The organism is Helicobacter canis (genome assembly GCF_900451095.1).
GTDB lineage: Bacteria > Campylobacterota > Campylobacteria > Campylobacterales > Helicobacteraceae > Helicobacter_B > Helicobacter_B zhangjianzhongii.
Map to the genome: position 1 here is coordinate 1 of NZ_UGHV01000002.1, position 9352 is coordinate 9352.

General features: G+C 47.6%; 16 protein-coding genes. All 16 read left to right on the plus strand.

Features of this window, described 5'->3' with window-relative positions; translation table 11 throughout:
* The first annotated feature begins 211 nt into the window (after positions 1 to 211).
* Positions 212 to 541 (plus strand): hypothetical protein, encoded by a 330-nt coding sequence (locus tag DX060_RS09740; RefSeq protein ID WP_115012373.1) that lies wholly within the window; start codon positions 212 to 214, stop codon positions 539 to 541.
* A gap of 207 nt (positions 542 to 748) precedes the next feature.
* Positions 749 to 958, plus strand: coding sequence for a hypothetical protein (locus DX060_RS10940; protein WP_147278833.1), 210 nt, complete (start codon positions 749 to 751; stop codon positions 956 to 958).
* A gap of 168 nt (positions 959 to 1126) precedes the next feature.
* Positions 1127 to 1444 (plus strand): hypothetical protein, encoded by a 318-nt coding sequence (locus tag DX060_RS09745; RefSeq protein ID WP_115012374.1) that lies wholly within the window; start codon positions 1127 to 1129, stop codon positions 1442 to 1444.
* Entirely contained in the window at positions 1434 to 1721 is a 288-nt protein-coding gene (locus DX060_RS12220) for a hypothetical protein (RefSeq protein ID WP_258552158.1), read from the plus strand. Before DX060_RS09745 ends, DX060_RS12220 begins: the two co-directional genes overlap by 11 nt.
* A gap of 12 nt (positions 1722 to 1733) precedes the next feature.
* Positions 1734 to 1883: a DUF5989 family protein gene (locus tag DX060_RS11545; RefSeq protein WP_170235161.1), complete on the plus strand. Its 150-nt coding sequence runs from the start codon at positions 1734 to 1736 to the stop codon at positions 1881 to 1883.
* Between the two features lie 26 nt (positions 1884 to 1909).
* On the plus strand, positions 1910 to 2113 hold the full coding sequence (locus DX060_RS09755) for a hypothetical protein (RefSeq protein WP_115012375.1): 204 nt from the start codon (positions 1910 to 1912) through the stop codon (positions 2111 to 2113).
* A 12-nt stretch (positions 2114 to 2125) separates the two neighbouring features.
* Positions 2126 to 2272 (plus strand): hypothetical protein, encoded by a 147-nt coding sequence (locus DX060_RS11550; RefSeq protein ID WP_181814134.1) that lies wholly within the window; start codon positions 2126 to 2128, stop codon positions 2270 to 2272.
* A gap of 52 nt (positions 2273 to 2324) precedes the next feature.
* Complete coding sequence (locus tag DX060_RS12225) at positions 2325 to 2453, plus strand: hypothetical protein (protein ID WP_258552159.1); 129 nt, start codon at positions 2325 to 2327, stop codon at positions 2451 to 2453.
* A 237-nt stretch (positions 2454 to 2690) separates the two neighbouring features.
* Positions 2691 to 3812, plus strand: coding sequence for a sugar-transfer associated ATP-grasp domain-containing protein (locus tag DX060_RS09765; RefSeq protein WP_115012377.1), 1122 nt, complete (start codon positions 2691 to 2693; stop codon positions 3810 to 3812).
* Between the two features lie 20 nt (positions 3813 to 3832).
* Positions 3833 to 5008, plus strand: coding sequence for a pyridoxal phosphate-dependent aminotransferase (locus DX060_RS09770; protein ID WP_115012378.1), 1176 nt, complete (start codon positions 3833 to 3835; stop codon positions 5006 to 5008).
* Between the two features lie 30 nt (positions 5009 to 5038).
* On the plus strand, positions 5039 to 6034 hold the full coding sequence (locus DX060_RS09775) for an HAD-IB family hydrolase (RefSeq protein WP_115012379.1): 996 nt from the start codon (positions 5039 to 5041) through the stop codon (positions 6032 to 6034).
* 406 nt (positions 6035 to 6440) lie between these two features.
* Positions 6441 to 6602: a hypothetical protein gene (locus DX060_RS11555; protein ID WP_181814136.1), complete on the plus strand. Its 162-nt coding sequence runs from the start codon at positions 6441 to 6443 to the stop codon at positions 6600 to 6602.
* Entirely contained in the window at positions 6589 to 6759 is a 171-nt protein-coding gene (locus DX060_RS11560; RefSeq protein ID WP_181814137.1) for a hypothetical protein, read from the plus strand. The genes DX060_RS11555 and DX060_RS11560 overlap by 14 nt, the downstream gene beginning before the upstream one ends.
* A gap of 190 nt (positions 6760 to 6949) precedes the next feature.
* Complete coding sequence (locus tag DX060_RS09785; protein WP_115012380.1) at positions 6950 to 7456, plus strand: hypothetical protein; 507 nt, start codon at positions 6950 to 6952, stop codon at positions 7454 to 7456.
* Positions 7440 to 7811, plus strand: coding sequence for a J domain-containing protein (locus tag DX060_RS09790; protein ID WP_115012381.1), 372 nt, complete (start codon positions 7440 to 7442; stop codon positions 7809 to 7811). The genes DX060_RS09785 and DX060_RS09790 overlap by 17 nt, the downstream gene beginning before the upstream one ends.
* A 62-nt stretch (positions 7812 to 7873) precedes the next feature.
* On the plus strand, positions 7874 to 9352 hold a 1479-nt coding region (locus tag DX060_RS09795; protein ID WP_181814300.1), incomplete at its 3' end, for an NAD(+)/NADH kinase.

Sequence of the window (9352 nt, forward strand, 5' to 3'; positions counted from 1 at the left end):
TTTGGGGCTGGTGTTTAAGCTAGCTAGGCGCGATATTCTCGCCCCCAAGCTTCATAATGACAGCTACTTCATCAAGCGCGACAAGCAGCCCACAAGTATGAAAACCAATTCTAAAGGAAGCACGATGAGATGGCACAAACCCTAACGCTCACGCTGTGGATTCTAGCTTGGCTTGGCACTAGCCATAGTGTGCTAAAGCTAGATGGTGTGTATGCAGAAATTTGAGTATAGTATCTTGCCATATATGTGGATTAGCGCGGCACTCACGCTACTTCTCATCTACTTCGCGCGTAAATCCCGCACGGAAGCCCTTAAGCTCACGCTCTCATATCTCACCATACTCCCACTTTGCATAATCGCAGGGCGAAGGCTTTTTCTACTACAAAAAGCTTGCTATAAGCAGCTCTCGGCTTACACAGCCGCACGAGATTTTGGGCTTTTGCCAATACGCCCAATCTCTTTATACAAACTCCTTTTTCAGTCGATGGCAAGCTTGTCTATGATCCCACTTACACGCACGATACTTATGGCAATCGCATAACCCCACAACAACGACTCTAAAGCCTGTATCAATATTTATGGCGGTAGCTTCGCCTATGGCTCGGGACTTAGCGATGATGAGACTCTAGGAGCATTTTTAGCCAAAGATCTGCCACATTTCCATATCAATAACTTTGCATAGGTGGCGCAGGGCACATACAATGCTAGCGCGATTAGAATTTGATCTTGACAAGCAAGCACTATCACAATGCCAAGAAAATATCTTTTTCTACATCATTATCCACATCATATTTATCGCGCATTAGGCGCGGTGCTAGGTCCAAAATACACGCTAGATCCTACCGGCACACCGCGATACCAAGGCGTATTTACCAAAGAAGCGCAAAAGCCCTTCTATAAAGAAGACTACACAACGCCAAAGCCCTTACTATACAAGAAAGCTCATAAACCAGCTTGAAAAATCATATATAGTTAAGTTCATCTCAAACCCTAGTCAAAACTATGATTCTAAAGATCTCTTAGCCTTAGAGTCGTATCAAATCGGTGTCGCCTCTCACCCTGACATTAATTTACCCATTAAAGATACGCAGCCCTACTTCGCCATTGTGGCTAAAATCCAAGCCATTTGCGCGAGCGATACAACGCGCCGCTTTATGTGCTTGTGTATGACTACGATATGCACGCGCAGTTTTTAGACAGATACGATAGCCTAATACAAGAGAGCCTAGCGCAAATGGGCATAAAGTTTTGGACAATGAGCGAGATTCTAGGAGATGAGTATAAGCAGGACTTAGCGCGGGTTAAGCGCGGGGATTTGGAGCATTTCGCTTATCGTATCTCGCGCTGGGATACCCACCCAAACGCTAGAGCAAATGCGCAGATCGCGGAGTTTATCGCCGCACGGATAGAAAGCGGCAGCATAAAGGCAAAAAGTGGATTCTAGGAGCAACGCCCATTTTCTGTCATCGCAAGCCGATGAACCCCTTTTCCCGTCATCGCAAGCCGATGAACCCCTTTTCCCGTCATCGCGAGCGAGTGAAACGAGCGTGGCGATCCACAAAGGCGCAAAAGTGGATTCTAGGATTTTTGACGAGAAATGTGGGTTGCAAGGACAATCGCAAAGGAGTTACCTTAGCGGTAATGACTGCAGCGATTGTCCGCCGCTCCCGCATTTATCGCAAAAAGCCAAATCCACCAGCCAAAATCCAACATCAAACTAAAAAGGAGCAGTAATGAACCTAATCAAAGAGCTATGGGCGTTTTTGAAAGAGCGCAAGAAATTTTGGCTTTTCCCTGTGATTGTGGTGATGCTTTTCTTAGGTGCGCTTATTGTGCTGGCTAAGGGCTCAGCAGTTGCGCCGTTTATTTATACGATTTTTTAACGCAAAGGGATTTGTGGGATTCGGCTTTGGGTGAGCAATGCGGCAGTGTTGCGCGTTATGGCAAAGGCACGATCGCCAAGATCGCTAACCTTCCACAAAAACGCCAAAGCTCCCACAGCCCCACCGCAATTCCTAGAATCCTTGAAGAAGACAATCGTGCCTCGTGTGAAAATCCGCAAAAGTGGATTGCCACGCGGATTTTCAATCCGCTCGCAATGACAAAAAAATAGCCCTTGTGAAAAGTGGATTCTAGGATTTTTAACAAAAACGCCAAAAATGTAAGCGAGTCGCAGGCGGAAGCAGTTGAGATGAAAAATCGTGGCTTTCTAAAGAAACATCGGCACAGCCTAAGCGGTATCCCTTGTTTTCAAGGCAGCTTTCTTGAGTAAAGCCAAATCGCCTAAAACACTACAGGCGGCAGAATTTTAAAAACGGATTCTAGTGCAAAACGATTCTAAGAATTGCAGTGGGGCTGTGGGAGCTTTGCGCGTTATGGTAAAGGTTAGCGATCTTGGCGATCGTGCCTTTGCCATAACGCGCAACACTGCCGCATTGCTCACCCAAGGCTAAATCGCCTAAAAAGCCACAGGCGGCAGGATTTTTGAGATAGAATCGGGGCTTTGCGAGCGCGTGCAAGGGCGCATACTTGGGCGTATGTAACCGCAGGGCGCGCGAAGCAATCGCCGATTCTAGCCAAAAAGCCAACGCCCACAACCTAAGGCGGTTTAATGAATTTTTAAGGGGGGGGGAGTAGCATTCCCACCCAAATCCCAAGTGCTAGCCCTAGCACTAGGACTAAGGATAAGAATGCTAAAGCCCCTTGCCAAGTCTCTCTACAAGCGCGCTAAGTCCGCTTACCACACTCGCCAAGCGATGAAGTATTTTGACCAAAAGACGCAAAATTATCTAGCCATACACAAGCACCTATCCCCACTGCCAGAGCCTGCCAAGCAAGAAGCCCTAGAGTTTTGGCAGCCCCTTTTGCCCAAGCACCGCTTAACGCACACGCTTAGCTGGCATACTATCATCTATAATTCTAACCGCTTCTGCCCCACGCACCCCGCCTACCTTGATAATGCTTTCTACTATCTTACACTCCTGCCCTATCTCAACACGCAAGGCTACGCCAAAGCCCTAGCGGATAAAAATTACGCGGATATGCTTTTTACCTCCTATAACCGCCCAGCCACCATCGCCAAGCGCGTCAATGGCAGCTACTATGCGCTAGATTCTAGCTCTCCACACCTGCGCCATAAGCTCATCACCAAAGATGACTTCATAGCACTTCTGCGCGCAAGCACGCCCTGTGTGATCAAGCCCACAAGAGCTAGTGAGACAGGCTCTGGCACTAATATCCGCCTGCTAGAATCTAGCCTAGACAAAGATGAGCTAGAGTCCTTGCTACGCCACTATCCAAGCGACTTTATCGTGCAGGATAAAATCAAGCAGCACTCCTTTTTATCCGCGCTAAATGCTACGAGTATCAACACGATCCGCGTGGTAAGCCTGCTATATGAAAACCACTTTAGCATACTTGCTTGCACGCTGCTTGTAGGCGAAGAGGGGCTGACCTCTAATGGCGGGCATTTCCGCATAGGGATCGATATGGACTCTAGGCTATTGCGAGACTTTATCATTAAGGGCAAGGGCGAGCCTATCGCCGCACTGCCAAATGCTAAAGACCTAAGCTACAAAACCACGCCAATCCCTAGCTTTGACAAATTGCTAGCGATGAGCAAAGATATGCACTCACTTTTGCCACACTTTGGGCTAATTGGCTGGGACTTTACTATCGATAGCAATGCCAATCCACTCTTTATAGAAATCAACCCTGATGTCCCAAGCTGCGAGATCCCCGAGCAGACAAACTCCCCACTTTTCAAAGATCATTTACATATCATCAAACGCGCCGCCACACACGCCCAATAGCCCTACTACAAGGATTTCCAATGATTACCCTAACCCCTGATGACCTCTCCCTAGCCAAATCCCTAGCCCAGCTCAAAGCCGCTTCTGGCTCACATAGCCCAAGTATCGCTACTTTGAGAGAGACGCTCCCTGCCCTAAAGATCAAAATTGATGCGTGCTTTTTGTCCAATCCTTATGCGACTGATCTCTTTATGCAAGAGCTAGAATCTAAGCTTATCGCTCAAGGTGGCTTGCGCGATGCCCTAGAGTTCTACCCTAGTCAAAACGCAGCCATAGCCCAAAAGCTAGCAAAGTATCTACATATAGATTCTAGCCATATATTCATCGGTAATGGCGCGATAGAAGTGATCCAAGCAGTGCTACACAACTTCGTGCAAACAAACCTAGTCGTGCCAATCCCTACTTTTTCATCGTATTATGAATTTGTGCGAGATGGCGTAGAAGTGCTACTCTACAAGCTTCCTAAAGAGCAGAACTACGCCCTAGATATAGAAGCCTACACCAAGTTTATCCAAGACCACAATGCCAAAAACGCCCTACTCATCAACCCAAACAACCCAGATGGCGGCTATATCCCATATAACACCTTGCGCGAGTGTCTAGCCAAGCTCGCACACCTTGATACCATTATCATTGATGAGAGCTTTTTACATTTTGCCTATGAAGATAGCAGCCTAGAGCAAATTAGCTACACCAAGCTTGCACAGGAGTTTCGCAATGTCGTGCTTATCAAAAGTATGTCTAAAGACTTTGGCGTAGCGGGCTTGCGCGCAGGCTATGGGGTGATGGCGAAAAATCGCGTGGAAGCTTTACTACACAATGGCTACTTATGGAATGTCAATGGCTTGAGTGAGTTTTTCTTCAGTCTATTTGGTGATGATGAGTTTGTGCAAAAATACGAGCGCGTGCGTAAATCCTACATCACCCAAACGCAAGAGTTTTTCAAATCTTTAGCCCAGATAAACGCGCTAAAGATTTATCCCAGCAAGGCAAACTTCGCGCTAGTTGAGCTGCTAGGTGGCACAAAGGCGCAGGATTTGTGTATAAAGCTTCTTAGCAGCTATGGGATCTATACGCGCTCTTGTAGCGATAAAATCGGCTTAGAAGGAGAGTTTTTGCGCATAGCTAGCCGCAGTGAGCAGGAAAATGCGCAGATTTTACAAAGCTTGCAAGAGATTTTTACAGGGGATTTTTAAGGGAGATTTTCAAAGTGCTAAAGGGGTGCAATGAGACAGATTCTAGCGATTTTTGACTTTTGTGAAACAATCGTAGATAGACAGAGTATCCCGCCCTTTTTGGAGCTAGCGCGCAAGGCAAATAGCGCGTATAGATCGCCAAACTCGTATAAACAAAGGCTGTTGCGCAAGGGAGCTAGGCTTATATACACCGCAATTCCTAGAATCCTTGAAGAAGAAAAAGAAGTCTCCCACTTGTCGTTGCGAATGAGCGAAGCGAGTGCGGCGATCCACAAAGGCGCGAAAGCGGAATCTAGTGCGAAAATGGATTGCCACGCCTTGCCTAGCGGCAAGACTCGCAATGACAAAAAGCACGCACTAGTAAAAGTAGATTCTAGCCCAAACGATTCTAAGATTTGCGGTGGGGCTTTGCGTGTTTTGGGGCAATTTGGGGGTGGGAGTTACCTAAGCGGTAATGACTACCCACAAATTGCTCCAATCGCGTCAAATTGCTCACCCAAAGCTGAATCGCTCCAAGCCAAGCTCGCAAGGATTTTAACGCCCCCTACTTATCCAGAGCTAGCTGGGCTGCCTCTATCAACCGCCCTATCCCTAGCCCACTCCTACGCCCTAAGCCTACGCACTCATATCAATCAAAAAGTCCTAGATAGGCTGCTGTGGCACAAGGCGCAGGGGCATACCATAGTCGTGGTATCTGGAGGGCTTGGCATTTATATCCGCCCTTTTATGCAGCAATTTGGCATAGATACAATCCTAGCCGTCGAGCTAGAATCCACTTTTGATAAACAAGGGCAAGAGATCCTAAGCGGCAATAGATCAGGGCTACACACAATGCAAGAGCGCAAGCTCTATGCCCTAGATGATCGCCTAGACCTAGCGCAATACGACTTGCCAAACTCCTATGCCTATAGCGACTGCCCAAGTGATGTGCCGCTGCTCTCTCTAGTGGGCAAGCCCTGCGTGGTGCAGGGTAGTCAGGAGACGAGGTGGGCGAGAATCCTAGGCTATCCAATCTTAGTGCCTTAGTGTTGCTGGGGGATTCGGCTTTACTAAAGAAACATCGGCTAACGCCGACCGCTTCGCTTGTTTTGGGTAGTCATTCCCTAGATTTAGCAAATTTTGGGACAACCGCAGACCTCTAGTCTAGCTCTGCCCCAAAACAAGCGAAGCGCAGTTTCTTTAGAAAATTTGCTAAAAGCTACGAAAGCACTACCGCAATTCCTAGAATCCTTGGGGAAGACAAACAGGCTGAAAGTGAAAATCCGCAAAAGTGGATTACTAAAGAAACTTCGCTTCGCTTGTTTTGCCACGCGGATTTTCAATCCGCTCGCAATGACAAAAAAACAGCCCTTGTGAAAAATCAACTCAAACCCTAGAATCCACTTTTTTAAACAACGCACAAAAAACACAAAGCGTAGCTTCTTTAGAAAAAGTGGATTCTAGGAGCAATGCCCTTTTTCTATCATCGCGAGCCGTGTGCCATACCACCCTATCGTCATCGCGAGCGAGTGAAACGAGCGTGGCGATCCATAAAGGCGCAAAAGTGGATTCTAGAAAAAAGTATTCTGCTAGCGCAGAATGTGTGGATTACTAAAGAAACTTCGCTTCGCTTGTTTTGCCACGCCTTGCCTAGCGGCAAGGCTCGCAATGACAGAAAAATGGGCGTTTTCAAAAAAAATCGGCGTTGTATAAAAGCGGATTCTAGCCCAAACGATTCTAAGAATTGCGGTATTGCTTCGCTTGTTTTCTAAAGAAACTTCGCTTCGCTTGTTTTGCGTGATTTTTGGGGTGGAAGTTACCTAAGCGGTAATGACTACTCCAAAAATCACGCAATCAGGTGAATGCTCACCCAAGGCTGAATCGCTCGCTTAAACTTCTGCCAAAAATGCCGAATATATAGGAACATTTATTGCTACAATTAAGGGCTAGAAAGGACACGCGATGAATATTACTTATTGTGATCGTTATGTGCAGATCGAGCTGCTTAAAGGCACGCGCCTGCTCGATAAAGCCCTAGAATACGCACAAAAACACTTCTCTAAGCATTATCGCCTATCTAGCTCTGTGCTGATTCTAGATGATGGCGAGCGGTTTAAGAAAGATTATTTAATCAATTGGGCTTATCACGCTACTTTGCAGAGCGAGCATAGCACCAAGCTTCTCCCACGCCAGCCCTTGCAAAAAGTGGATTCTAGTAGCCAGAGCGAGCCAGAGCCAAGCGAGCCTACCGAGCTAGAGCAGATCCTAAGCCACTCCCACTTGCCCATACGCATTAAAATCACTAGCCCCAATGATATGCTAAAGCGCGTCAAAGTCCATATCCACCTAGCTAGCCTTGATCAAGTGCTTTTGCGACTTGAAGAAGATGATCGCGTAGCACGCCGCTATATCCGCACGCTTTTTAGCGGTAAAATCATCTATGAAGTAGAAAATGAGTTTTGGCATTAACGCCGCTGGGTATAGCGAGTCGATGTGGCAGAGTGTGATAGAGCTTATCAGCTCGCGCGTGATCCACAATGTCGCCCTAGAGTTTGAATACCAAAAGCCAGAAGAGGGCGAGGGCTTCCTAACGCGCGAAGAATACCTGCTGCGCAAGTGTTATAGCGAGCTAGATGTGGGATTTGATGAATCACTAGAAGCAGTCAAAAAGCAATACCTAAAGCTTGCTAAAATCTTCCACCCTGATAATGCCCTAGACAAAGATCCCCACACGCAAGAATACTACCAAGACCGCTTCAAAAAAATCTCCCACGCCTACAAGACTATCAAAAACGCCAAGATTCACAAACGCGCCACTGCCTAGCTTATGCTACAATCACGCCTACACGACTAGCCGTGTGAGAATCCACCAAAGAAGCCCAGCCAATGCCACAACCCATAGAAAAAATCGCCCTAATTGTCCGCCCAGAGTCCCCTGAGCTAGCAAGCGCGTGCAATGAAGTCATAGCGGTATTTGAGCGATTTGGGGTAGAGGTGTGCGTGCTAGAATCTAGCGTAGCAAGCTTGGGGCTAGATCCTAGGCTTGCCTGCAAGGAGAGCGAGCTTGGGCAAAGGGCGCAGGCGTTAGTCAGCTTAGGAGGCGATGGCACGCTCATTTCTGCGGTGCGTAAAAGCCTAGGGCTAGATCTGCCTGTGCTTGGGATCAATATGGGGCGGCTGGGCTTTCTTACTGCGATTAAGCCGAGCGAGCTTGAAGAGTTTGTGCCGCTGCTAAAAGGGGGGGAGTATGTGCTGGATTTGCATTATCTGCTACAAGGATCATTAGAAAAATCGGCTTTGCGCGATAAATCGTGGATTTCATCGCCGCGCTTGTGCGATAGCCACTCAAGGCTTATCTCCGCGCGCGGCTCGAAAACAAGCGAAGCGGTGCAAGGCGAAGCCGCAGCAGGTTTCTTTAGTAAAAGCCACGATTTCTCATCGCAAATCCTAGAATCCACTTTTGAAAGCCCTACCGCAATTCCTAGAATCCTTGAAGAAGATCAGGCTTTATGTGAAAAATCTGCTGAAAATAAAAACCAGCCGCAAAGTGAAAAAGTGGATTCTAGCTCCGCCCATTTTTCACAAGCACACTCCCAATTTCTGTCATCGCGAGCCGATGAACCCCTTTTCCCGTCATCGCGAGCGAGTGAAACGAGCGTGGCGATCCATAACACAAACCTAGAATCTAGTTTTGAGAAATCGCAGAAAATGGATTGCCACGCGGATTTACAATCCGCTCGCAATGACAGCAAAACTGCCCAAAATTTAAACGACTCGCAGGCGGAAGGAAAAGTGGATTCTAGGAAAGCCGCAAATGTAGGCGAGCAGCCAAAGGATTCTAGGATTTTGGAGATAGAATCGGGGCTTTTCGAGCCGCGCAAGGAGATAAGACTAGGGCGTCTATCGACGCCGCGCGGCGATGAAATCCACGATTCTAGCCCAAAAGCCGAATCCACCAGCAAAAAGCCAACGCCCAACACACATAGCCCCTTCTATGTATTGAACGAAATCCTAATCACCAAAAAAGCCATCTCCGGTATGACCAAAATCTATGCCACCATCAACAACGAGCATTTCCACACCTACCGCGCCGATGGGCTTATCATCGCTACGCCCACAGGATCAAGCGCGTATAATATCTCTGCTGGCGGCTCGCTCGTGCATCCGCAATGCCGCGTGATCTTGCTCACCCCTGTTTGTGCGCACTCGCTCACGCAGCGACCGATGATTGTAAGCGATGATTTTTGCCTGCATTTTAGTGTAGAAGAGGACTCTGTGATTATGCTTGATGGGCAAGATCGCATAGACTTCCGCAAGGGCGATACACTGATCGTGCGAGGATCTTTCCCTATCCAGCTTATCCAG

Coding starts and splice junctions, on each gene's coding strand:
- DX060_RS09765 (WP_115012377.1), top strand. CDS start 2,691: ATGCTAAAGCCCCTTGCCAAGTCTCTCTACAAGCGCGCTAAGTCCGCT.
- DX060_RS10940 (WP_147278833.1), top strand. CDS start 749: ATGCCAAGAAAATATCTTTTTCTACATCATTATCCACATCATATTTAT.
- DX060_RS11545 (WP_170235161.1), top strand. CDS start 1,734: ATGAACCTAATCAAAGAGCTATGGGCGTTTTTGAAAGAGCGCAAGAAA.
- DX060_RS09740 (WP_115012373.1), top strand. CDS start 212: ATGCAGAAATTTGAGTATAGTATCTTGCCATATATGTGGATTAGCGCG.
- DX060_RS09770 (WP_115012378.1), top strand. CDS start 3,833: ATGATTACCCTAACCCCTGATGACCTCTCCCTAGCCAAATCCCTAGCC.
- DX060_RS09785 (WP_115012380.1), top strand. CDS start 6,950: ATGAATATTACTTATTGTGATCGTTATGTGCAGATCGAGCTGCTTAAA.
- DX060_RS09775 (WP_115012379.1), top strand. CDS start 5,039: ATGAGACAGATTCTAGCGATTTTTGACTTTTGTGAAACAATCGTAGAT.
- DX060_RS09790 (WP_115012381.1), top strand. CDS start 7,440: ATGAGTTTTGGCATTAACGCCGCTGGGTATAGCGAGTCGATGTGGCAG.